Below are 21,542 nucleotides of genomic sequence, written 5' to 3'. Positions count from 1 at the left end.
ATGAGGTGAAGGCCATGACCCGGGCCGCAGTTCCGGTGAGCGAGTCGGCCAAGTCCGGCGCGCTCGGCCTGCGTAAACGTGCCGCGGAGGCGGGCAAGGACGCCGCCGCCAACGCCGTTGGGCTCGCCGAGCAGAAGCTCGCCGAAAGCGCCGGTGAGATCGCCAAGTCCAGCCGTCGCGCGGGCAAGAAGCTCGCGAAGAAGACCGAACTGACCCGCAAGGAGCTCAAGCGCAGCTCGAAGGCCGCTCGCAAGGAAGCCCTCGCGAGGCTGTCCGAGCTGCGCAAGCCGGGCCGCAAGGCACGCAAGGCTGCCATCCAGGCCGCCAAGTCCACCGGCGAGTCGAAGCGTCGCGGCAAGAAGGACTTCAAGGCCGCGAAGAAGGACTTCCGGGCCGCACTCGTCGAGGCGAAGGCCGCTGCCAAGGGGACGCGTAAGCGTCGCCGCTGGCCGTGGGTCCTCGGTATCGCCGTGGTCGGCGCCGGTGCCGCCTACGCGCTGCGCTCCAAGCAGGAGCCGCCGGTCGCACCGGCTCCGCCGAAGGCACCGCCCGCTCCGCCTGCCAAGCCGGCCACCCCGGCCGCCGCCGCTCCGAAGCCCGCCTCCGCGAAGCCTGCCGCTTCCGGTCCGGCCTCGGGTTCGGCTCCGGCTTCCGGTTCGGACAAGCCGTCGACACCGAAGCCCGGCGCCCCGAAGAACGGGCACCAGGCTTCGAGCACCAGCTCCGCCGACAAGAAGAACTGACGCCACTCGTCACCCCTCTTGTCGCCAAGGGCCCGTCTAGTGACCCCACCAGGTCACTAGACGGGTTCTTCACGTCTTGGTGTCCAAGATCAACGTGCCCACCACCACGCACCCACGCGCACACCACCTACGTGCCTACGTGCCTACGTGCCCACTTCGGTGACCGGCGGACTGTCTCGCCGAAAGCGCGCCAGCGCGACGGCGAGACTTCACCAGTCGCGCGCCCTCTTTCGGCCGAAGGCCCCGTAAACGCGATGAAGGGGCGCCCTCCACTCTCAACAAGACGTTGAAAGCGAACGGGCGCCCCTTCGGCGCGTTTACGTCAGCGCGCGATTAGATAGACGCAGCGTGCTTGTCGATCAGCTGTCCGAGGCGGGGAAGGGCTTCCTCGACGTTCTTCTTGCCGTTCGGGCGCAGCTTGCCGTAGACCTTCTTGATGCTGTCGCGGCTGCTCTTGTCGGCGCGCGCGTCGGTGACCGACAGGAGCGCGTCGGACGCCTCGTCGCCGCGGCCGGCGAGGTAGGCACCGAAGTCGTTGCCGCCCTTGGCCTTGTAGTCGCCGTAGAACGGCTCGAGGGCACCGGTGAAGTCGTCGAGCAGGGCGTCGACGGCGGAGGGGATGATGCCCGGCTTGATCTTCTTGACGGCCGCGAAGCCGGTCTTCACGACGGCACCCGAGACGCCGCCCTTGTCCGAAACCTCGGCGTCGACGAGGCCTTCGAAGTCGCTCACGACCGCCGGGCGACGGCTGGAGTCGAGCAAGATTTCCTTGAGGGTGTCAGCCACGAAACCTGTCCTTTTGTCTTATGGGGAGAAATGATCTTTTGTGCCGCCGAGCCACACCGCGAGGCGGCCTCCGCCGGATCTGGCGTTGCGCTGGGTCCCGCGAACCCTCGCGCGTGCGGCACAGGGTAGTACAAGATCAACTTCACTCTGACGTGTGGATACCACTACCTAGAGCTGCAGCTCACCGATAGCCTCCTTCGCCACCGTACGTGCTTTGATGCTCTGCTTCTGGTTGGTGGTCACGACTACCGCGTTGCCGCCCTTCGCGACGGCGTAAACGGCGCCGTCTCCGGACGGCTGGTACCCGCCTTTCCAGCCCGCCGGTTCGTCGGCCGGGTTGGAGGTGTCGACGGGTGCGGCCTGGTCGACCAACGCCTTCGCGACGGCGGGTTCTCCGACGTACACACGCACTGTGAGCTGCAGTTTCCCGCTGAGCGCGTAGAAAAAACAGGTCGGATGCGGCTGGTCGGCCGACGTCTTGACCTTGGAGACCTTCTGCCCGTTGGCATCCGAGACGAACTCGGTGCCGAGGTACGGACAGGGCCCCTTACCGGTGGGCTCGGGGGCGGGCGGGGGCTGGGCCGCCGGGGCGTTCGACGGCGCGGACGGGCTCGCTGCGGGCGGCTGCTCGGCCGGCCCGCAGGCCACCAGGAAGGGCACGACGAGCGGCAAGATCAGAAGACGTCGCATAGTGGCGTCCAGTGAAGCAGATCGTATTGTCGCGTCGCCGCATCCATCGGTCCTGTTCGTGCGACGATGGCGGTGCGTGAGGAGTCTTCAGGAGGCATCAGTGCTCACCAAGGAGCAGTACCTGGGTGCGGTGGCGGAACGCGTCCAGCGCAGCGGTGGCAGGCTGAACACGGTCCAGATCGGCCCGAGCGCGGCCGTCGTCGGCCTGTTCACCGAATCCGTGATGATGTCGACGATGAACTACTGCGTGGTCGCCGCGGCGATCCCGGAGGTGACCGCGGCCGCGTTGTACGACTTCACCGGACTGGCGACGCAGCACGCGCGTGCGAACGTGATGGGCACTGTCGGCTGGACGGCTTCTTCGGTGGTCATCGCGGGCCTGATCGGTGATCGCGTGTACCCGGACGCCGCGCAGGCCGCGTCGGCGAAGTCCGGTAACCAGTTCGGCGGCGAGACACGCATGGTGGCCGTGGACGTCTCCGCGGCCCAGCTGTACGCGTTCGTCGGCGGGAAGCTGTGGGGTGCGGCGATGCATGGCGTGATCAACGCGAAGCTGACGTTCTGTTTCCCGCAGCCCACCGAGGTCTATCAGCAGGTGCAGTGGGCGCAGTCGCAAGGCCAGCAGCCACCTCTGCCACCTCTGCCGCCGGGACCGCCGCCGCAGAGCCAGCAGCAGCCGCCTCCCGGCTGGCAGCCGCAGCAGCCGCCACCCGCGCATCAGTACCCGCCGGTCGGGCCACCACCCGCGCAGGGTCCGCCGCCGGGGCAGCATCCGCCGCACTATCCGCCGCCCGCGCCCGGTTATCCGCAGCACGGCCAGCCCCCGCCCGGGTACTGACCGTGAACCGGACGCTGCGCGGCTGGCCGTCGTTCCCCGACGAGCTGCCGGATTTCGACACCGAAACCACGCCGCCGACCCCACGCGAGTTGTTCCTGGAATGGCTCGACGAAGCGGGCGAACATGTGTTGGCGCCGCATGCTCTCACACTGTCCACAGTGGACGCCGAGGGAATGCCGGACGCACGGGTGGTGATCCTCAAGGACGTCGACGGCGACACCTGGGCGGTCGCGACGAGTTCCGAAAGCCCGAAAGGCGTTCAGCTGGCGAAGAATCCGCACGCGGCGCTGACGTTCTTCTGGCCGGGACGCGGCCGTCAGATCCGGTTGCGTGGTCCGGTCGCACCGGCCGCACCCGAGGTGTCGGCGGCCGATTTCCTCGCGCGCCCGCCCGCGTCCCGGGTGGAGGCGTTCATCGGCAGGCAGTCGCGGGTGCTCGAAGATCCGGCCGACCTCGACAGCGCGGCCGGGGATGCACGCCGGTGGGTCGAGGAGAATCCCGGCGTGGCACCGGAAACCTGGACTCGCTATCTCGTGACGCCGTCCGAAGTGGAGTTTTGGCAGGCCAGCCACGACAGGCGGCACAAACGACTCCGCTACCGGCGTGAGAATGACGCGTGGCGCAAAGACCTCCTCTGGCCGTAAACGGTAATTGGGAACGACGATCGTCGGGTTGTCGTGGATGATTCACTTCGGCGACGGTAACGGCACCCAGTTCCCTGATCATTCGGAGGCGAAATGTCCACACGCCGTCGCATTGGGGGCGCCTTGGCCGCCACCGGGCTCGCCCTGCTGGCCGTCACGACGCCCGTCGCGAACGCCCAGACCGGCGATCCGGCGAGAGGGCTGTATTCGGTGGAGGGCGCGAACGACACCGCCCGGCGCACCGTGGTCGCCCGCACCGGTGTCGACGTCGCGGGCTCACGCGGTGGCGCGCTGACCGTCGTCGCCACGCCGTCGCAGGCCGCGAGCCTGCGTGCGAACGGGTTCACCCTGAAGTCGCTCGGCGACTTCGACAGCATGCTGAAACAACGCAGTGACCGGGCGGGTACCGCGGCCGTCGCCGGCGACTTCCCGCCTGGCGACGAGGCGTACCACACCTACGCCGAAACGACCGCTGAGCTGCAGAAGGCCGCGAAGGACCACAGCGACATCGCGACGCTGTCCAGTGTCGGCAAGTCCTACGAGGGCCGCGAACTCAACGTGCTGAAGATCAGCGACAACGCGGGCACGGACGAGAACGAACCCGAGGTCCTGTTCACCTGCAACCAGCACGCGCGTGAGCACCTCACCACCGAGATGTGCCTGCGCATCGTGCAGCGGTTCACCAGCGGATACGCCAGTGACCCCGCGATCAAGAAGATGGTCGACGAGCACGAGATCTACGTGATCCCGAACGTCAACCCGGACGGTTCCGAGTACGACATCTCCGGTGGCGACTACCAGGGCTGGCGCAAGACGCGGAAGCCCGTACCCGGCGGCAACGCGGTCGGCACCGACCCGAACCGCAACTGGGACTACAAGTGGAACTGCTGCGGCGGGTCCAGCAACAGCCCGTCCGACGAGGACTACCACGGTCCGTCGGCGTTCTCCGAGCCCGAAACCAAGGCGGTCGCGGAGTTCATGAACTCCCGCGTGGTCGGCGGTGCGCAGCAGATCAAGACGCATATCGACTTCCACACCTTCTCGGAACTGGTTCTCTGGCCGTACGGCTACACGAAGAACGAGACCGACACGGGCCTGAGCGAGGAAGAGGCGAAGCGCTTCGCCGACGTCGGCAAGAAGATGGCCGCCACCAACGGTTACACGCCGGAGCAGTCCAGCGATCTGTACGTCACCGATGGCGACATCAACGACTGGGCGTGGGGCAAGCACAAGATCCTCAGCTACACCTTCGAGATGTACCCGAAGGACGGCGGGATCGACGGTTTCTACCCGCCCGCTTCGGTGATCCCGGAGCAGACCGCTCGTAACGACGAAGCCGTCGACATCCTGATCAACGAAGCAGGAGCTTGACCACGCACTGTCTTGCCAGGTCAGTGCCCTGAGTTCCGGAGGTCGGCCACCCGCGACGCCCGGCTCTTCGGCGAATCCAAGCTGAAGCTCCGGGCGTCGCCCAGCCGATCGCGGACGAACTCCTCGGTCTCCGCGACGGCTTTCCGAAGCGCGGCGTCGTCCTCGCCGAAAGCCTGGTAGACGATCTTGTTCGTCTGGGTGTCGAATTCCCACAGCCCGGCTAAACGGCCACGATCGACGATCAGGTGACTCGGCGGATCCGCCTGCCCGCCCAGCTTCTCCCCCGCGCGACCAGGCACCGGGCGTCCGGCGTCGGCGTCGTCGAGCAGTCGCGACAGCTCGCGATGCAACAGGTGGATGCCGTCGATACCGGCGAGCAGCGCGTACGACGGCTCAGACGGCACGGTGAACGCGGCGAACTCGTCCGCGAGCTCCTTGGGCAGCAAGAGATCCGTACCGTCGAGCGGGACGAGTTCCAACGGTGCCACCGCCTTCTTGGCGTTCGCCGCGGTGAACCCGGAGAACCAGCGGAAATGCTTGAGCGACGCCGGGGCCGCCCACGAGAAATACCGCCGGGCCAGCTCGGTCTGCGCGGTGTCCATATCGGGCAGTTCGCCACGCGGTGACGGCGTCCAGCGCACGTAGCCGTAGCGCTGCTGGTCCAGCCGCCCGTTTGCCGGGACGCGGCGGATGTCGCCGCGGGCCTGGAGCAGGCCGAGCGCGAGCGGCAACGTCGTCGTGGTGCCGCGTTTGCGGCCCGCCTCACCGAGGTTGCGCACCGCGGCTCCGGCGGCGTTCTTGATCGCGGCCGGATCGAGTGGTCCGGCCGAAGCTTCGAGCAGCTCCGCGACGGTGACGCACAGCTGCTCGATCTCGGCCTGCGTGACGCCGAGGTATTTCTCCGCGGCCGCGAGTTCACCCGCCGGTGCCCCGGCGCCGACGGTCAGGCCGAGTTCGAAATCCGCCGCGGGCAGGACATAGGTGCAGCCACGCGCCGAGGGCAGTTCGTGGACGGCGAGCCGGGCGACGTCCGCGTCGACGGTCTCGCGATCGAGCCGGGCTCTGGCGAACAACCCGAGATACGGCGCCGAACCGCCGACGGAACGCATCCAGCCGGACCGCTCGAGGACGTCGGCCGCCGAAGCGCCGAGCAGCGATCCGTCCAGACCTTGCCGATGTGCCCACCACGCGCGCAGCTTGTCGGTCGCCATACGTCCAAGGTATGGGCATCGGGTGGCGGAGCGCAGCCTGGCGGCATGGACCACGGGCATGATCGACTTTGTTTTCCGGTGATCCGCCCGGCCGATCTTCTGGATAATCGACCAGTGCGCAAGCGGTTCTCGGAAGGTTCTCCGATCGCGTCGACGGTGGTCACCGGCGACGATTTCGACGAGCTTGAGAGCACCTTCCAGGCGTTCCTCGCGCCGGACACGGTCAAACTGGACACCCGGGCGCCCACCGGATTCTTCGACATTTCCCAGCTCAGCGGTCTCCGTATCGCCGGAATCGACCCGAACGGCCTCTCGGTCTACGAGCTGGCCCTGGACACCGACGTCGTCTTGCACGGCGAAGAGACCCCCGACGCGTACACGGTGCTCGTGACCATCTCCGGCCGGAACCAGACCTTGATCGGCCGGGAGGTCACGCCGTCACGTCATGTCCTGACCGGTCCGGATACGCGTTTCCAGACCAGGTTCGAGCATCCGGACATCCTGATGCTCCGTGTCGGCAAGCAACTGGTGGCGGACGCGATGCGTGAGCGGCTCGGCGAAGCGCGGGCGTCGACGCCACGGTTCGATCCGGCGATCGCCGAGACGTCGGGGATGGGTCAGTGGATCACCCTGCTCCACACCTTCAGCGAGACGGCGGCCTCCGGGCTGTTCGACCGGTCGCCGCTGGCCGCCGAGCATTTCGAGAAGCTGCTGCTGCACGGGCTGCTCGACACACAGCCGCATTCGCTGTCCGGCGAACTCGCCGCGGAACGACCCCGGCCGAAGTCGTCCGCCGTCCGCCGCGCGATGACCTACTGCCAGGAGCACGCGGCCGAACCGGTGTCGATCGGCGAGCTGGCGATGGCGGCGCGGACCAGTGTGCGTGCGTTGCAGCTGGCGTTCCGCACCGAACTGGGGCTGACGCCGATGGAGTATCTCCGCCGGATCCGGCTCGACCACGTCCATCAGGACCTGGTCGCGATCGCGCAGGGGCGTGCCGAAGGCAGCGTCACCGACGTCGCGCTGCGATGGGGTTTCACGCATCTCGGCCGGTTTTCCGGTTTCTACCGCGAGACCTACGGCAAACTCCCTTCGGAAACGGCCCGCCTCACCGCCTAAGGAGTCCGATGCTGGTCGAACTGGCCATCGGCGACGCGTACGGAGGCTCCTTCGAGCACGCGTACCCGAGCTTCGTCGCCGAGAACAACACGCTGGCCGGGTACGTGCCGCATCCCGGCTACCTCGCCGTCCCGGCGGGCCGCTACACCGATGACACGCAGATGACGCTCGCGATCGCCGAACTCCTCGTCTCGGGACGCCGGTGGACGCCGCTGCTGCTCGCCGAGCAGTTCGTGCACGCGTACCACCGCGATCCGCACGACGGCTACGCGCCGCGCTTCCACCAGCTGCTCAGCGAGGTCCGGAGCGGCGAGGAACTGCTGCGCCGGCTCCAGCCGCAGAGCGACAAAAGCGGGGCGGCCATGCGGGCGGGCCCGATCGGGCTCCTGCCGACCGTCGACGACGTCCTCTACCACGCGAAACTGCAGGCCAGGATCACCCACGACACCCCGGCCGGGATCGCCGCGGCGCAGGCGGCGGCACTCGCCGTGCACTACTGCCACCACCGGCTCGGTCCGCTGGCCGACGTCGCGCGGTGGATCGACAGGGTGCTTCCCGAGGACGTCGGACACGGCGGCTGGTCGCGGCCGTGGCCGGACATGATCGGGCCGCAAGGCTGGATGAGTGTCCGCGCCGCGCTCACCGTGCTCGCCGAGGGCGGCGGGCTCGCCAAGATGCTGCACACCTGCGTCGCGTTCACCGGCGACGTCGACACCGCGGCGACCATCGCGCTGGCCGCCGCGTCACGCTCCCCCGAGGTCGCGCAGGATCTGCCGCCGGTGCTGTGGCGCGACCTGGAGAACGGCGAGTTCGGCCGCGACTACCTGGCGAAACTCGACGAACGACTACTCGCGCTCGGAAGTTAGGTGCTACCAGGAAGGTCTGTACCGCAGGCCTTGTTCGTAGTATTCGTCGTCGGATTCCGCCGGTCCGGACCGCTCGTCGTCGGCAGGCCCCGCCGGTTCTCCCGAACGGTTTCTGAGCACCACGTTTTTGGTGCTTACCGGCGCCCGGCGAGAGATCGGGGACACCGGCGTGACGGTTTCCCCGGTCTCCTGGAACGAAGGGGTGAACCCGAGCCGCCAGCGAAGCCTGTCCGTGAGGTAGCCGGCGTTGCCGATCGGCGCCATCAGCTCGGCACTGCGCTTCGCGGAACCTTGCTGCGCTTCCTGATAAGTCCGCATGACGGCGTCCGCGATCTCGGCTGGCGACATCCGCGACGCGGCTTCACTCATTCTGAGCCGTGTCATCACGCCGTCGGTGTTGACCGAAACGGAGACGGCACCGTCCGGTGAGGACGCGTCCACCGACAGGGCGGCCAAGGCCTCGAGCATCGCTTGCCGATCGGCGGGCGGTTTCTTGGGTGCCGGTTTGTCGGCCATCACTCGACCGGCAGCGGCGCCAGCTCCATCGGCGGCTCCTGGAACTTGCCGTCGTTCGAGATGTCGACGTCCTTGTCCCGGACCCGCTTTTCCGTTCCCTTGTCCGTGTTCTCCGTTTCGAAGTTGCCGGGATCGAAGGTCTCACCAGGACTGACGTCCGGCGGCTCGGGAATGACCGGCAGGTTGTTGATCTCGACGTTGATCTTCGAAATCAGCGACTCCGACGCGCGGAACATGCCTTCCCTGATGCTGACCACGCCATCGTGAAAGCTGTTGTAGATGGATTCGGGGCTGTCCCCGACGATCGCGGCGTTCTCGGCGATCAGGGTGGAAAGCCCGGCGCCTGCCGTGGCACCGGCGAACTGAATCGCGTTCGCGGTGGTGAAGAACGTCGCCGCGGTGAGAGCTCCGGCCGGCGGGACGGCCGCTATGAGCAGGGCCGTGACAGCACCGGCGAAACCCGCTGCCAGCGCCTTCATCATGGCGGATTCGTCTTGCCGTTCCTGGTCGTCCTGGTACTTTTCCGCGGCGGTCATGAAGGACGCGGAAAGTTTGCTCAGGTCGCTCCGTGCGGTCGCGATGGCGTCCCGAGCGGCCACGATGTCGGCTTCCAGCACGGTGAGTTTGGTACCTACCCTGGAATAGGTGTTCACCAGACCCTGGATGTAGCTCTTGGCGCTCTCGGCCCCTTCACCGCGCCACTTGAGCAGCAGCACCAGAGACCGGTCGAGCGGTGCCTTCGTGTCCTGGAAGGCGTTCCAGAGCCCTTCGTAGGCCTCGATCATGGGTTGCAGGCTGTTGTCTCCCACGAGCTCCGCCTCGGAAAACTCGAGGAAGAAGTCGCGGACTTCCTCCTTCCGCTCGCCGCTGAGGTCCATGCCGAGGCCGAACATCGACTTGAACAGGAGGTCCACCGCGGCGAATGCCTCGTTGGCTCCCTTTTTGAGGTCGTCGGAGATTCCGTCGAGGAGTTCGCTGTTGCCGTCACCTTCGTCGGCGGTTTCCGCGTCCAGTGCGGTGAAGTACCCGTCCATTCTCGCCGCTACCCCTGTTCCCCGTACGCCGCGCGGTTCATCCGCTGCTTGTTGTCCTCGTCGACGGATTCGTACAGTTCGGCGACCCTCGCCAACGCCTGGCTCGCGTCCTGCGTGCTGCGGTGCAGCTTCGCGAGCATCTTCTCGACGGCCGCGCGGTGTTCCTCGTAGGCCGCCGAAACACCACGCATGCCAAGGGATTTCCCGAACGCGGTGTTCGGCGCGAAAAGGCCGGGCATGACACTGCCCGTGATCGGATCGGGAGCGGGCACGTCCTGCCCTCTCACACCGGTATGGGTGGCGCTGGTCAGGTCAGCGGCCTTCGCCAGTTCCTTGCTCGACGCCCTGAGATCGTCGAGGTCGGTTTCGAAACCGATCATGATGCCCCCTCGCTGTCCGGAGTTCCACCCCCATGTAAGCAGCGTTGACTTGGCTGGAAGCGGTGTTCGCGGACATCGTCTTCGTGACGAGGGTCACGCCTCCGAATCGCTTTTCAATCGGCCTGTGGGACGTGGCTCGCGGTGAAGGCCAAAAGGGGCACGGCGGTCCGCGCCGGATCTTCGAGGTTGGGTGAGTGCCCAAGGCCCGGCAGCATCTCGACCGTCGCGCCGGGAACGGCGCGGTACGCGGCGGCGGACGAGGAACGCCACCTGAGATCTTCCTCGCCGAAGATCACCAGCAGCGGCTTGCCGAGAGTCTTCAGCCGGTCCGGGAGCCCGCGCTCATTCAGGTACGCGGGGACAGCCTGCGAGACCGCCGCGAAGACATGGAGGTCCATGTCACGCACCTGATCCAGGAACGATCCGGGGATCCGATAGCCCGGAGCGAACCCGGAGGCGACGGCCTGGCGGAGCTGCTCGTCGGTGAGCTTCGGCCACTGTTCCGGGTCGATGGCGGCACCCTCTCCCTGATAGGCGGCCATGTCGGGGCCGGAGTTGATGAGCACGAGCGCGGTCACCAGGCCGGGTCGTTGCTCGGCGAGAGCGGTGACGACCGACCCGCCGCTGGAATGGCCGGCCACGATCCCGCACTCGACTCCGAGCCGGTCCAAGGCCGCGCCGACTACGCGAGCCTGGTCCGGGACCGCGTAACTCCCACCGGCCGGTTTGGCCGACCGGCCGCACCCCGGCAAATCAATCCGGATGACCCGATGGGACCCGGTCAGCAGCGGAACCATCGGCTCCCACGAGCGGGCCGAAGCCGCGGTCCCGTGGACGAGCAGCAAGGCGGGTGCGTCAAGCGGGCCGTCCTGGTACACGTGAATCTCGCCGTCGTCCAGCAGCAGCGTCGATTCGTCGGCACGCGATTCGTCTTCGGAAACAGTCATACGTGCACTGTCGCCGCCGTCCGGTGCCGGTGGCTTGAACAAATGTTCCGCCTGCCGTCGTGGGTACCCTGGCGAAATGGGGGCCGGCCGGGATGACGGGATGTTGTGGGACATCGCCTGCCCGAAACAAGCCGGCCGCGTGCCGGGGATAGCGATGGCCGGGTTCCGCGACCGCGGCATCACTCCACCCGGCTTCCGGCTGATCCCACATCCGGCCGTGACCCTGATTCTGGTGTTCGGCGGCACGATCGCCGTGGAGGACGCGACCGGCAGGCAACAACGGGGCAGCTTCGTCACCGGGCTCGGATTCGGCGAAGCCCTCCGCACACTGAGGGTCGAGGGCTTCCAGTGCCTGCAGGTGCGCCTGTCACCGTTGGTCGCATACGCGGTTCTGGGTGCTGCCATCGCCGACCTCGAAAACACCGTGGTGACCCTCGACGACCTGTGGGGCAGGGAACCGGCGCGGCTCAATGAGCAACTGGGCGACCTTTCCACCTGGGAGGAACGCTTCGCGTGGACCGACGCCTGGCTCGCCCGCCGCTGTGCCGCGTCGCCGGTGTCCCCAGAGGTGGCCTGGGCCTGGCGCCATATCGCCGCCACCCGTGGCATGGTCCGCGTCGAACACCTAGCGACCGAACTCGGCTGGAGCCGCAAACGCCTGTGGTCCCGGTTCCAAGCGCAGATCGGCCTGCCACCCAAACGCGCCGCGAAACTGGTCCGCTTCGACCACGCCGTCCACGGCCTTGTCGCGGGCCGGGACGCGGCCGGAATCGCCGCCGACAGCGGCTACGCGGACCAGTCCCACCTACACCGGGACATCATGGCGTTCACCGGTTTGACCCCCGCGACCGTGGTCAAGGAACCGTTTCTCGCGGTCGACGACATCGCGTGGGGCTGGCCCTCTCGCGGTCGGCCGGGAAACAGAACGGCCTGGCCGGAGTAAGAAATCCTCCCGCCAGGCCGTTCGTCACGTTGTGGAGCTGAGGGGAATCGAACCCCTGACCCCCGCCTTGCAAAGGCGGTGCTCTACCAATTGAGCTACAGCCCCGGATCGCAGGCGATCAGGATAGTCGCCCGCGAAAAGTTCAGTTGTTGCGGGACGCGTCCGCGGCCTTGGCCGGAGCGCTTCCGTTAGTGGAAACGGAACCGAGCGGACGCTCCGTGGGCGCGGTCGCCTCACGCCAGAGATCGGCCTCGGCCTTGGCAGCCTTGTTGCGCTTGATCACGAAAAGCACGCCGCCCGCGATGACCGCGAGTGCCAACAGCTTCTTCATCAGAAGCCCCCTCTTCTCCGCCGAGTTGCTCCGCTTACCCGTCGATGCTACTGCACGCCGATCTCCGGACGGCTGGCGCCCGACGTTCCACGTGGAACCACGTGATGACAAAAGCCCTGCCGGGAAGAGAAGTCCGGCAGGGCCCTGACAAGGTCGGCGCACCGCGTTCCCCCCTGACAACGCTGGGTGAGCCCGGAACCCGGCACACCGACCAGTAGGTACAACACCGACACGCCCGGCGCGCTTCCCGGTATCCCATGACCTTGATCACGCCGTCCCTCACCGAGAGGGAAAACCATGGGCGTAACAAAAAAGCCGACTCGCGATAATCGCGAACCGGCTTTCGGAGTGGGCCCACCAGGACTTGAACCTGGGACCTCTTCGTTATCAGCGAAGCGCTCTAACCGCCTGAGCTATGGGCCCGAACGAGGAGAAGATTACAGGACGCCTTTCGGCGTCCCGCAACCGGGTCACTCTCGTTCGGAAAGGGTTACTTCGAGGCCTCCGGCAAGGTCTGCGGAGACGTTGTAGATGAACGCGCTGACGGTGGCGAGCGCCGAGATCAGCACGATGTTGATCGCGCCGAGGATGGCGGCGATGCCGAAGACCCGGCCCGCGCTGATCAACGGGTCCGCCGGTGCGTCGGCACCTTCGCCGCCGACTAGCGACGAATAAGTCCCGTTCAGTTTGTCCCAGACGCCCATGCCGTCGAGGACGGTGTAGAGGACGCCGACGGCGACGAGCCACACGAAGAACAGTGCGACGCCGAGGACGAGGGACAGTTTCAGTACCGACCAGGGGTCGAAACGCTTGATCTGCAGGCTGGCGCGACGCGGTCCGCGGCCGGGGCGGCGGAGCGCGGTGGGGGTGGCGCGGGTGCGGGAGGCGGACGGGATGGCGGAGGCGGGCTTGTCGCCCTCTCCGCCATCGCCGAACAGCTTCTTCGCGGCGGTGCCACTGACCCCGTGATAGTCGGTCTTCGCGTCCTGCTTCGATTCCGAGTAGGCCACGTCTTCGGTGGCGATCGAAGACACGGAAATCGTCTGCTCGCTGGAGCCGTCGACCTCCCCGGCGCTGTCGCGTTGCCAAGGCGGGCTCGACGAACCCGCCTGCGCGCCGCCTGCTTCGGGCTTCTCGGATGGTGTCACGAGGTGTCAGTCCTTACCCAGTACGTGGGGCGTCGCTCACTGCTCCGACGCCGGCGTGTCTTCTTCTCCTTCAGCACTGCCTGCAGTGGCGACGTCTGAGGGCTCGTCCGCGTTGCGTGCGACCGCGAGAAGAGTGGTTCCTTCACCGAGATTCATCAGCCGCACCCCCTTCGTCTGCCTGCCTGCCTTGCGCACCTGTCCGGCCGAAGTCCGGATCACTCCACCGCTGGAGGTGATCGCGTAAAGCTCGTCTTCGGCGTCGACGATGACCGCGCCCACCAGCCTGCCACGTTTCCGGTCATGCTGAATGGTGAGCACTCCCTTGCCGCCGCGGCCCTGTACCGGGTAGTCGTCGGTCGGGGTGCGTTTGGCGTAGCCGCCGTCGGTGGCGACGAGAAGGAACTTGTCCGGCTGGACGACGTTGATGCCGAGCAGTTCGTCACCGTCGTTGAACCGCATGCCGAGGACGCCGGAGGTGGCGCGGCCCATCGGGCGCAGGGCTTCGTCGGTGGCGTGGAAACGGATGGACTGGCCTTCCGCGGACACCAGCAGCAGGTCTTCTTCCGCGGCGGCGAGCACGGCTCCGACCAGCTCGTCACCTTCGCGGAGGTTGACCGCGATGAGGCCGCCCGCGCGGTTGGAGTCGAAGTCGGTGAGCTTGGTCTTCTTCACCAGGCCACGGCGGGTCGCGAGCACCAGGTACGGCGCGACCTCGTAGTTCGCGATCTGGATGACCTGGGCGATCTTCTCGTCCGGCTGGAACGCGAGCAGGTTCGCGACATGCTGGCCGCGCGCGTTGCGGTTGGCCTCGGGCAGGTCGTACGCCTTCGCCCGGTAGACGCGGCCCTTGTTCGTGAAGAACAGGATCCAGTCGTGCGTCGAGCAGACGAAGAAGTGCTGGACGATGTCGTCCTGTTTCAGGGTCGCGCCCTGGACACCCTTGCCGCCGCGTTTCTGCGATCGGTACAGATCGGTTTTCGTCCGCTTGGCGTAACCCGTGCGGGTGATGGTGACGACGACGTCCTCGACCGCGATGAGATCTTCGACCGAAACCTCACCGTCGAACGGGATGATCTTGGTGCGCCGGTCGTCGCCGTACTTGTCGACGATCTCCTGGAGTTCCTCGGCGATGATCGAGCGCTGCCGCTCGGGCTTCTCGAGGATGTCCTTGAGATCGGCGATCTCGAGTTCGATCTCGGCGAGGGTGTCGATGATCCGCTGCCGCTCCAGTGCCGCGAGGCGACGGAGCTGCATGTCGAGGATCGCGGTCGCCTGGATCTCGTCGACGTCGAGCAGGCTCATCAGTGCGGGCCGGGCCTCTTCGGCCGACGGCGACCGCCGGATCAGGGCGATGACCTCGTCGAGCATGTCCAGCGCCTTGACCAGACCACGCAGGATGTGGGCGCGCTCTTCGGCCTTGCGCAACCGGTACCGCGTCCGGCGGACGATGACCTCGATCTGGTGCTTCACGTAGTGCCGGATCATCTGGTCAAGGCGCAGCGTGCGGGGCACGCCGTCGACAAGGGCCAGCATGTTGACACCGAAGTTCTGCTGAAGCTGGGTGTGCTTGTAGAGGTTGTTCAGCACGACCTTCGCGACGGCGTCACGTTTGATCGTGACGACGATGCGCATCCCGCTGCGGCTGTTGGACTCGTCGGCGATGTCGGCGATACCGGTGAGCTTGCCGTCGCGGACGAGGTTCGCGATGTTCTCGACCAGGTTGTCCGGGTTGACCTGGTACGGCAGCTCGGACACGACCAGGATCGTGCGGCCCTTGGCGTCCTCTTCGACCTCGACGACCGCGCGCATGCGCACGGAGCCGCGGCCGGTGCGGTACGCGTCCTCGATACCGGAGTTGCCGAGGATCATCGCCTTGGTCGGGAAGTCGGGGCCCTTGACCCGGACCAGCAACGCGGCGAGCAGCTCGTCGTCGGTCGCCTCGAAGTTCTCCAGCGCCCATTTGACGCCGTCCGCGACCTCGCGCAGGTTATGCGGCGGGATGTTGGTCGCCATCCCGACCGCGATTCCGGAACCACCGTTGACCAGCAGGTTCGGGAACCGGGCAGGCAGGACGTCGGGTTCCTGGGTGCGGCCGTCGTAGTTGTCGGAGAAGTCGACGGTGTCTTCTTCGATGTCCTGCAGCATGTGCATCGCGAGATGCGCCAGCCGGGACTCGGTGTTGTGGCTGACGAAACCGTCGGTGATGAACGCGTGGTCGTCGGTGTCGACCCGGATGCTGTACACGGGCTGGACGCCGGCGTCCGTGATCGACTTGACCTCGGCGTAGTAGAACCGCCCATCCACCAACGGTTCTACGACATTGAGCACCTCGGGGTCGGTGATGTGCTCACTGATCTCGTCGCGACGCGCTTCCCAGCGCCCGATCCGGTCGACGTTGTTGCGGCGCAGCCAGTCCCGCTCGGTCCAACGGCTCGCACCGTTCGCCCGGATGTACTCGCCGACGAACGGCACGTGATCCGACGACATCGCCCGCGAGTCGACCGGAATGCCGTCCAGGATCGCTTCGAGCTTCTGCTGCTTGGCGCTGTGGAAGCCGATGCGGCTGGCGAATAGCCGTGCGTCACGGCGGTTGCCGATATAGACCTTGAACTCGCCGCTCTCGTAGCTGGTCAGCCGCGAGACGATGCCGAATTCCAGCAGCAGCTGCTGAACGTCGGCGGCAAGCTGTTTGCTGATCGTGGAGTACGAAATCTGCACGGTGTCACGCGGCAGGACCGAGCATGAACCGTCGCCCGTGAACAGCCCGATGAGGAACGCCTGCTTGACCGTGCGGCCTGCCGTCCAAACGAACTCCGGGACACGCTTGTCCGCGCTGCGGAGGCCGACCAATTCGCCGAGGACGCTCTGCCTCAGCTCGGAGAGGTCTTGAATGTCCAGCTCGTGCAGAACCGAACCGGACGCGATCTCGCGGCTGCTGACATAGCGACGGCCACCCACGACATGGTCGTATGCGTCGCGAACGTAGTTGAAGAACGCTTCATCGACATTGTTGAAGCCTGCGCGCCCTTCCGACACGAAACCTTCGGCGACGAACGCGCCGGCCAGTAGACCCTCGACCCATTTACGGACCTCGGTCATGCCGTCGGCAGGGGCGTCCGTGCGCTGCATGACGACGCTGTCGCCCGGCTTGACCTCTTCGAGCAGCTTCCACATCAGCGTCGGCACACCGAGCACACTCACCAGGCACAGCACCGGGTGGTTGTGCGTGCCGGTCAGCTCGTAGCCCTCACGGGTCGCGAGCTTCAGCGTCGGATGCTCGCCAGAGTGGAACAACATCTCGGCCCGCACTGGATCGCCGTTGCGGTCCAGGACCTTGAGGTCGATCGGATTGTCGCTGTTCGGCTGGGCATCAGGAACGATGTCACCGATTCGGACAGTCGAGCCGTCTGCCAGCTTGACACGGGTATTTGCAGAAGCACAGTACCGCATGGCGGCCGCGGGGTCGTTACCCGGCGAGCCGAAGTTGCCCTGTCCGTCGATCAGCGGGTACCGCATCGACCACGGCTGGGCGAGCCGCACCAGCGCGTCGTAGATCGCGGAGTCACCGTGCGGGTGGTAGTTGCCCATCACGTCGCCGACGACGCGGGAGCACTTGTTGTACCCGCGGTCGGGGCGGAAGCCGGAGTCGAACATCGAGTACAGCACGCGGCGGTGCACCGGCTTGAGGCCGTCTCGCACGTCCGGCAGCGCCCGCGACACGATGACGCTCATCGCGTAGTCGATGTAGGAGCGCTGCATCTCCTGCTGGATGTCGACCGGTTCGATCCGGTCGTGGTCCGGAGCCGGCGGCAAGGTTTCCGTCATGAGGTCCTTCTCGTGGGAGCAGTCCTGGGGGACAACGAAGCGGGGACGTACTAGACGTCCAAGAAGCGCACGTCCTTGGCGTTACGCGTGATGAAGGAGCGGCGCGCCTCGACGTCCTCGCCCATCAGGACGGAGAACAGGTCGTCGGCCTGCGCGGCGTCGTCCAGGGTGACCTGGCCGAGCAGCCGGTTCGCCGGGTCCATCGTGGTCTCCCACAGTTCTTCGGCGTTCATCTCACCGAGACCCTTGTAGCGCTGGATCGCGTCGTCCTTGGGGAGGCGCTTGCCCGCCTCGACACCGGCCTGGATGACGGCGTCGCGTTCCCGGTCGGAGTACGCGTACTCGGCCTCGGCCCGCGGCCACTTGATCTTGTACAGCGGCGGTCGCGAGAGGAACACGTGCCCGTGCTCGATCAGCGGGGTCATGAACCGGAACAGGAAAGTGAGCAGCAGCGTGGTGATGTGCTGGCCGTCGACGTCGGCGTCGGCCATCAGCACGACCTTGTGATAGCGCAGCTTCTCGATCTCGAACTCTTCGTGGATACCGGTGCCGAGCGCGGTGATCAGCGACTGGACCTCGGTGTTCTTGAGGACGCGGTCGATACGGGCCTTCTCGACGTTGATGATCTTGCCCCGGATCGGCAGGATCGCCTGGTACATCGAGTCGCGGCCTTCCTTGGCCGAACCACCGGCCGAGTCACCCTCGACGATGTAGAGCTCGCATTCCGACGGGTTGGTCGACCGGCAGTCCTTGAGCTTGCCGGGCAATCCGCCGATTTCCAGCGCACCCTTGCGGCGGACCAGGTCACGCGCCTTGCGGGCGGCCATCCGCGCCTGCGACGAGGAGATCGACTTGTTGATGACCGTCTTCGCCTCGGTGGGATTGCGCTCGAACCAGTCGGCCAGCCATTCGTTCGACGTCTGCTGCACGAACGTCTTCGCCTCGCTGTTGCCCAGCTTGGTCTTGGTCTGGCCCTCGAACTGCGGCTCCGCCAGCTTGATCGAGACGATCGCGGCGAGACCCTCGCGCACGTCGTCACCGGTCAGGTTGGCGTCCTTCTCCTTGAGCAGCTTCTTCTCGCGCGCGTACGCGTTGACGACGCGGGTGAGCGCGGCGCGGAAGCCCTCTTCGTGCGTGCCGCCCTCGTGCGTGTTGATCGTGTTGGCGAAGGTGTACACCGACGGCGTGAAGCCGTTGTTCCACTGCATGGCGACCTCGACCTCGAGGCCGGTCCCCTTGGCCTCGAAGGAGATCACGCTTTCGTGGATCGGGTCTTTGCTGCCGTTGATGTGCTTGACGAAGTCTTCGAGACCGCCCGGGTAGCAGTAGGTCTTTTCCTTGACCCGGGCCGGCTGGCCGGAGGCGTCCTTTTCGGTCTCTTCGTCGGCGACGCGCTCGTCGCGCAGCGAAAGGGTCAGGCCCTTGTTGAGAAAGGCCATCTCCTGAAGACGCCGGGAGATCGTCTCGAAGCTGTACGTCGTGGTCTCGAAGATGTCGTCGTCAGCCCAGAAGGTGATCGTCGTCCCGGTGCTGTCGGCCGGACCGAGGTCCTCCAGCTCACCGGGAAGCTGGTTCGTGTACTCCTGGCGCCAGCTGCGGCCGCCGTATTTGACCTCGGCGAGCAGTGTCTTCGACAGCGCGTTCACCACGGAGACGCCGACGCCGTGCAGACCGCCGGACACAGCGTAGGAGTCGCTGTCGAACTTGCCGCCCGCGTGAAGCACGGTGAGCACGACCTCCAGGGTCGGCTTCTTCTCCTTGGGGTGCATGTCGACCGGGATGCCTCGGCCGTCGTCGACGACCCGCACCCCACCGTCGGCCAGCAGGGTAACCTCGACCTTGGTGGCATGGCCTGCCATCGCCTCGTCGACAGAGTTGTCGACCACCTCTTGGACGAGGTGGTGGAGGCCGCGTTCACCGGTGGAACCGATGTACATACCGGGACGCTTGCGGACGGCTTCGAGACCTTCGAGCACCGTGATCGACGACGCGTTGTACTCGCTCTTGTTCTCGGTCACAGGCGTTGATTCTCCTCGTCTAGCCCGAGCGGACGCTCGCTCATCTCCAGTGTACTTGGCCGCGTCCGCTGACATGCGGCAAGGACACCCCTGATTCGCTCACAGACGCGCTAATTCGTTCGAAGAAGAGTCTTGACGTCCGCGAAGCACTCTGGGCGCGTTCTCGGGGCCCTGATGGCATAGGCGCGGCGAAGCGCAACTCGGGTCAGCCGTACGTGTCACGCGGGCCGCGTCCCGGGACGTGCCGCGGTCCCTTTCGCCAGCTGGGCGCCGTCGGGCCCTGAATCCGCATCCTCTTCACCACGCCGTGCCCGACACCGGCCGCGATCTTCGTCAGCAACTGCCCCTGGAGCAGTCGCAACTGCGTTGCCCACGCCGTCGAGCTGGCGCGGACGGTCAGCTCGCCGTCCTTCAAGGCCACCGGCTGGGCGTGTTCGGCGACCTCGTCACCCACAAGCCGCGCCCAGTTCCCGAAGACCTGCCCGTTGGCCAGCCGCGTGTTCCAGCCGCGGTCGACCGCGATCCGCGAGGCGAGCCTGCCGAGCGGCTGCGGGTCGCGGGTGTCGGCACCCGGCCCAGACCAGCGACGACGTCGCGGGCTCTGGCCGTTCGCGCCGGCCCCTCCTCCGGAGATACGGACGCGGCGCACCCCCGGTTCAACTCCGCGTGCCTTCGCTTTGGCCTTCGCGGCCTCCAGCGCGGCATGGGCGAGGTCACGACCAGTAGTCGCGCCCTTGCCTTCGGTATCGGTTGCGCCGTTCGGTACTGAGGGCTGGTCACCCTGCGTATCGAACAGCCCTCCCTCACTCGGATTACCACCCTTGCGGGGGGCGTCAAGCCGCTTTTCAGGCCCCTTGGTCACGCGGGGCGATAACGCGTTCACGGTGTTATCCACACTGTCCACAGGTTTGTCCCCAGATCGGTGGGCAACTGCTGTGGCGCCGATCACCCGGGGTGTCCGCTTCGCGAAGTCACCCTCGGTTGATCTCACCATCGGCCACGAGGAACCGGTGCCCGGCCAGTTCGGCGGGTACGTCCTCGTCAACGGCGGCGGTCACCAGCACCTGTTCGGCGCCGGCCGCCACCTCCGCCAGCCGGGCCCGGCGACGCCGGTCCAGCTCGGCGAACACATCATCCAGGAGAAGCACTGGTTCCCCGGCCTCGCCACGCAGAAGCTCGTAGCTTCCCAGACGCAAGGCGAGGGCGAACGACCAGGACTCCCCATGACTCGCATAACCCTTGGCCGGTGCGTCGCCGAGGATGAGATCGAGCTCGTCCCGGTGTGGGCCGACCATGCTCACCCCACGCTCCAGCTCCAGGTTCCGGGACCGGCCCAGCGCCTCGACCAGCACTTCCTTGAGTACCGCTTCGTCCGCGCGAGGTCCGTCCGGAGCGCCGTAACCCTCCGGCATCGCTTCGCCGAGGCTCGACTTGTACGCGATCGTCGCCGGTCTCGAATCGGGCGCGACCCCCATGTACGCGGCGGCCGCGTACGGCGCGAGGTCCGCGATGAGGTTGAGCCGGGCCGCCAGCAACGCCGCCCCGGCCACCGCGAGGTGGTCGTCCCAGACGTCGAGCGTCGACAACGCGTACGGGTCTTCGCGCCCCGTACGCCGCTTGCCCGCCGTCTTGAGCAGGGCGTTCCGCTGCTTCAGCACCTTCTCGTAGTCGGCGCGGACCCCGGCGTACCGGGGCGCGCGCAGCACGAGGAGTTCGTCCATGAAGCGGCGTCGCTCCCCGGGATCGCCGCGTACGAGCGCCAGGTCCTCCGGGGAGAACAGCACCGTGCGCAGGATCCCGAGTACGTCCCTCGGCTTGCCGACCGCGCCGCGGTTGACCCGCGCTCGGTTCGCCTTGCCGGGGGTGATCTCCAGTTCGACCGTCAGCTCGCGGTCGTCATTGACCACCGCGACCCTGATCAGCGCGCGTTCGCATCCGTGCCGCACCAACGGCGCGTCGGTCGCGACGCGATGCGAGCCAAGGGTCGCGATGTAGCCGATCGCCTCCAGGAGGTTCGTCTTGCCGCGGCCGTTCTGTCCGACGAGGACGGTCGGGCCGGGTTCGAGCGCGAGATCGGCTTGTGGCCAGGACCGGAAGTCGGTGACCTGGAGATGTCTTAAGTACACCCTGCT

The 21,542-nt window shown here is 66.8% G+C and carries 20 protein-coding genes and 2 tRNA genes; 7 read left to right on the top strand and 15 right to left on the bottom strand.

Translation table 11 applies throughout. From position 1 onward, the window contains the following. Positions 1-14: 14 nt before the first annotated feature. Positions 15-743 carry a hypothetical protein gene (locus AB0M65_RS05225; RefSeq protein ID WP_364021673.1) on the top strand — a complete coding sequence of 243 codons (729 nt, stop codon included), beginning with the start codon at positions 15-17 and terminating at the stop codon, positions 741-743. Positions 744-1,076: 333 nt separating this feature from the next. Here the strand turns inward: AB0M65_RS05225 and AB0M65_RS05220 are convergent, their stop codons facing one another. Continuing rightward, complete coding sequence (locus tag AB0M65_RS05220; RefSeq protein ID WP_364021670.1) at positions 1,077-1,529, bottom strand: hypothetical protein; 453 nt, start codon at positions 1,527-1,529, stop codon at positions 1,077-1,079. A gap of 168 nt (positions 1,530-1,697) precedes the next feature. Then, positions 1,698-2,219 carry a DUF2020 domain-containing protein gene (locus AB0M65_RS05215; protein ID WP_364021668.1) on the bottom strand — a complete coding sequence of 174 codons (522 nt, stop codon included), beginning with the start codon at positions 2,217-2,219 and terminating at the stop codon, positions 1,698-1,700. A gap of 100 nt (positions 2,220-2,319) precedes the next feature. Between AB0M65_RS05215 and AB0M65_RS05210 the strand changes: the two genes are divergently transcribed. The 3 genes from AB0M65_RS05210 (at position 2,320) to AB0M65_RS05200 (ending at position 5,072) form a co-directional block, all read left to right on the top strand. Next, positions 2,320-3,057 (top strand): hypothetical protein, encoded by a 738-nt coding sequence (locus tag AB0M65_RS05210; protein ID WP_364021666.1) that lies wholly within the window; start codon positions 2,320-2,322, stop codon positions 3,055-3,057. A 2-nt stretch (positions 3,058-3,059) separates the two neighbouring features. Continuing rightward, positions 3,060-3,701: a pyridoxal 5'-phosphate synthase gene (locus tag AB0M65_RS05205; protein WP_364021663.1), complete on the top strand. Its 642-nt coding sequence runs from the start codon at positions 3,060-3,062 to the stop codon at positions 3,699-3,701. A gap of 93 nt (positions 3,702-3,794) precedes the next feature. Next, positions 3,795-5,072, top strand: a complete 1,278-nt coding sequence (locus tag AB0M65_RS05200) for a M14 family metallopeptidase (protein WP_364021660.1) — start codon at positions 3,795-3,797, stop codon at positions 5,070-5,072. A gap of 20 nt (positions 5,073-5,092) precedes the next feature. On the opposite strand, the gene AB0M65_RS05195 is transcribed toward AB0M65_RS05200, so the two are convergent. Further along, positions 5,093-6,283 carry a crosslink repair DNA glycosylase YcaQ family protein gene (locus AB0M65_RS05195; protein ID WP_364021657.1) on the bottom strand — a complete coding sequence of 397 codons (1,191 nt, stop codon included), beginning with the start codon at positions 6,281-6,283 and terminating at the stop codon, positions 5,093-5,095. 114 nt (positions 6,284-6,397) lie between these two features. On the opposite strand from AB0M65_RS05195, the gene AB0M65_RS05190 reads away from it, so the two are divergent. Together AB0M65_RS05190 and AB0M65_RS05185 are read left to right on the top strand one after the other, a co-directional pair. Continuing rightward, positions 6,398-7,402: an AraC family transcriptional regulator gene (locus AB0M65_RS05190; RefSeq protein WP_364021654.1), complete on the top strand. Its 1,005-nt coding sequence runs from the start codon at positions 6,398-6,400 to the stop codon at positions 7,400-7,402. 8 nt (positions 7,403-7,410) lie between these two features. Continuing rightward, a complete protein-coding gene (locus AB0M65_RS05185) occupies positions 7,411-8,268 on the top strand; it encodes an ADP-ribosylglycohydrolase family protein (RefSeq protein WP_364021651.1) in 858 nt (285 codons plus the stop codon). Between the two features lie 3 nt (positions 8,269-8,271). Here the strand turns inward: AB0M65_RS05185 and AB0M65_RS05180 are convergent, their stop codons facing one another. The 4 genes from AB0M65_RS05180 to AB0M65_RS05165 all read right to left on the bottom strand — a co-directional run bounded on the left by AB0M65_RS05180 (position 8,272) and on the right by AB0M65_RS05165 (position 11,145). Continuing rightward, entirely contained in the window at positions 8,272-8,784 is a 513-nt protein-coding gene (locus AB0M65_RS05180; protein WP_364021648.1) for a YbaB/EbfC family nucleoid-associated protein, read from the bottom strand. After that, complete coding sequence (locus AB0M65_RS05175) at positions 8,784-9,818, bottom strand: hypothetical protein (protein WP_364021645.1); 1,035 nt, start codon at positions 9,816-9,818, stop codon at positions 8,784-8,786. Before AB0M65_RS05175 ends, AB0M65_RS05180 begins: the two co-directional genes overlap by 1 nt. Before the next feature lie 8 nt (positions 9,819-9,826). Beyond that, positions 9,827-10,198: a hypothetical protein gene (locus AB0M65_RS05170; RefSeq protein ID WP_364021642.1), complete on the bottom strand. Its 372-nt coding sequence runs from the start codon at positions 10,196-10,198 to the stop codon at positions 9,827-9,829. 113 nt (positions 10,199-10,311) lie between these two features. Further along, the gene (locus AB0M65_RS05165) at positions 10,312-11,145 is read right to left on the bottom strand and encodes an alpha/beta hydrolase (protein ID WP_364021639.1); all 834 of its coding nucleotides are present in this window, start codon (positions 11,143-11,145) and stop codon (positions 10,312-10,314) included. A 76-nt stretch (positions 11,146-11,221) separates the two neighbouring features. Here AB0M65_RS05165 and AB0M65_RS05160 point away from each other — a divergent pair, with 76 nt between their 5' ends. After that, on the top strand, positions 11,222-12,088 hold the full coding sequence (locus AB0M65_RS05160) for a helix-turn-helix domain-containing protein (RefSeq protein WP_364021636.1): 867 nt from the start codon (positions 11,222-11,224) through the stop codon (positions 12,086-12,088). Positions 12,089-12,120: 32 nt separating this feature from the next. On the opposite strand, the gene AB0M65_RS05155 is transcribed toward AB0M65_RS05160, so the two are convergent. The 8 genes from AB0M65_RS05155 to recF all read right to left on the bottom strand — a co-directional run bounded on the left by AB0M65_RS05155 (position 12,121) and on the right by recF (position 21,536). Beyond that, positions 12,121-12,193: transfer RNA gene (locus tag AB0M65_RS05155), tRNA-Ala, on the bottom strand. A 37-nt stretch (positions 12,194-12,230) separates the two neighbouring features. Next, complete coding sequence (locus AB0M65_RS05150) at positions 12,231-12,419, bottom strand: DLW-39 family protein (protein ID WP_061981622.1); 189 nt, start codon at positions 12,417-12,419, stop codon at positions 12,231-12,233. A gap of 349 nt (positions 12,420-12,768) precedes the next feature. Further along, positions 12,769-12,842 (bottom strand) — tRNA-Ile (locus tag AB0M65_RS05145). A 47-nt stretch (positions 12,843-12,889) separates the two neighbouring features. Beyond that, positions 12,890-13,567 (bottom strand): DUF3566 domain-containing protein, encoded by a 678-nt coding sequence (locus AB0M65_RS05140; protein WP_364021633.1) that lies wholly within the window; start codon positions 13,565-13,567, stop codon positions 12,890-12,892. A 36-nt stretch (positions 13,568-13,603) separates the two neighbouring features. Beyond that, positions 13,604-17,392 carry an intein-containing DNA gyrase subunit A gene (gyrA, locus tag AB0M65_RS05135; protein ID WP_364021630.1) on the bottom strand — a complete coding sequence of 1,263 codons (3,789 nt, stop codon included), beginning with the start codon at positions 17,390-17,392 and terminating at the stop codon, positions 13,604-13,606. Between the two features lie 50 nt (positions 17,393-17,442). After that, on the bottom strand, positions 17,443-19,410 hold the full coding sequence (gene gyrB, locus AB0M65_RS05130) for a DNA topoisomerase (ATP-hydrolyzing) subunit B (RefSeq protein ID WP_364021627.1): 1,968 nt from the start codon (positions 19,408-19,410) through the stop codon (positions 17,443-17,445). Positions 19,411-19,615: 205 nt separating this feature from the next. Then, entirely contained in the window at positions 19,616-20,107 is a 492-nt protein-coding gene (locus AB0M65_RS05125; protein ID WP_364021714.1) for a DciA family protein, read from the bottom strand. 274 nt (positions 20,108-20,381) lie between these two features. Beyond that, complete coding sequence (recF, locus tag AB0M65_RS05120) at positions 20,382-21,536, bottom strand: DNA replication/repair protein RecF (protein ID WP_364021624.1); 1,155 nt, start codon at positions 21,534-21,536, stop codon at positions 20,382-20,384. Between the last annotated feature and the right edge of the window lie 6 nt (positions 21,537-21,542).

The sequence above is a fragment of the Amycolatopsis sp. NPDC051071 genome, from assembly GCF_040682875.1.
Taxonomy (GTDB): domain Bacteria; phylum Actinomycetota; class Actinomycetes; order Mycobacteriales; family Pseudonocardiaceae; genus Amycolatopsis.
The sequence above is the reverse complement of the archived record's forward strand: the minus strand, read 5'-3'. Positions and strand labels throughout refer to the sequence as shown.